Origin of the sequence: Xenorhabdus griffiniae, from assembly GCF_015163655.1 — a bacterium.
In the GTDB taxonomy this organism is placed as follows: Bacteria; Pseudomonadota; Gammaproteobacteria; order Enterobacterales; family Enterobacteriaceae; genus Xenorhabdus; species Xenorhabdus griffiniae.
In genome coordinates, this window is record NZ_JADEUF010000266.1 from 1 (window position 1) to 1124 (window position 1124).

Sequence of the window (1124 nt, forward strand, 5' to 3'; positions counted from 1 at the left end):
TTCTGGAACAGGACTAATCACCAAAAGTCGATCGAATCTTAAATTTGTTAATTCCAATGGTTTCATATTGTCACGATTACCCCATAATTAAATCGGCGTGAATGTGTTTAGTCATTGTTATTCTCCCGTTCATTCATCATTCCATCAGCCATTTTGTAAGCTTCTTTTGCCAATGAAATTGACCATCCTTCATCAATAATAGGTAATAAATTAGTATTAATAAGTAACGCAGTTAATGCCTGAGCCGCAAAATAATCCCTCAATGTCATTTCATCCGATTTATTATTTTTCAGTATTGCTTCTCTAGATAATCCTAATGACTCAACCAAATTTTTAACGTTATTTAATCCACCTTCGGTAACCACTCCTTTATATTGAATTTTTTCCTTTGTTGGATAATAAATAACTTTCCCTTGTTTTGTTTGTATCGTTATAGTTCCGCAGGCATCAATGGTGTGATTAATACCTATTTCGTTGAGCTGCTTAGATGATTCAAAAACTAGTTTCTGTTTTTTCTCACTGAGTTGCATATTATTCTCCTGTCGGGGGGTGGGGCAACTCCATCCAGTGGGTGATTTCTGATTCATATAACCGCATACCTCCGCTGGGTTCTACATACCACGTATCAATAAGCTCATCACTATAGATACTTCTAGTAACACCACAGAATGTTACTATTGAGTAGCGAGCTTCATTGATTGAATTTCGATACAGTACTAAATATCTACCATATGGTGGTTTGCTATCACTGAGCTTAATCCACTCCATAAACCCTCCTGTTATTCATCGTCATCACAATAGCAATTGAGAATTCGCTGGTTTAATTGAGCTATTTCCGATGCAATTTCAGCTTTTTCTTGCAGACTGTTTTGAACGTGCTCATGAAACGACTTAGTAAACAGCGCAAAATATATGGAAGGTGAGCCTTGCAAATCACTTTTGGTGCTGAGTTTCACTTCGTCGCTGCCATTTGATATCAATTTTATTGTTAGTGTAAATTCGGCCATTATTATTTTCCTATATTCAGGTAATAAAAAGCCCCGCATTGGCGAGGCTGGTGTTTAATTTTCAATGTTTCAACTAATTCTTAACTGACATATTGCAATACGGGTGAGTAATTTGCG

General features: G+C 36.3%; 3 protein-coding genes. All 3 read right to left on the minus strand.

Annotated features, from left to right (window positions below):
• Nucleotides 1–107 precede the first annotated feature (107 nt).
• The 3 genes from IQ211_RS19375 to IQ211_RS19385 are packed head-to-tail and all read right to left on the minus strand — an operon-like array spanning nt 108 to nt 1007.
• On the minus strand, nt 108–530 hold the full coding sequence (locus IQ211_RS19375) for a hypothetical protein (protein ID WP_189761425.1): 423 nt from the start codon (nt 528–530) through the stop codon (nt 108–110).
• A 1-nt stretch (nt 531) separates the two neighbouring features.
• Nucleotides 532–768, minus strand: coding sequence for a DUF551 domain-containing protein (locus IQ211_RS20310; protein ID WP_189761424.1), 237 nt, complete (start codon nt 766–768; stop codon nt 532–534).
• Between the two features lie 11 nt (nt 769–779).
• Nucleotides 780–1007, minus strand: coding sequence for a hypothetical protein (locus IQ211_RS19385; RefSeq protein WP_193836487.1), 228 nt, complete (start codon nt 1005–1007; stop codon nt 780–782).
• Nucleotides 1008–1124 lie beyond the last annotated feature (117 nt).

Coding starts and splice junctions, on each gene's coding strand:
- IQ211_RS19375 (WP_189761425.1), bottom strand. CDS start 530: ATGCAACTCAGTGAGAAAAAACAGAAACTAGTTTTTGAATCATCTAAG.
- IQ211_RS20310 (WP_189761424.1), bottom strand. CDS start 768: ATGGAGTGGATTAAGCTCAGTGATAGCAAACCACCATATGGTAGATAT.
- IQ211_RS19385 (WP_193836487.1), bottom strand. CDS start 1,007: ATGGCCGAATTTACACTAACAATAAAATTGATATCAAATGGCAGCGAC.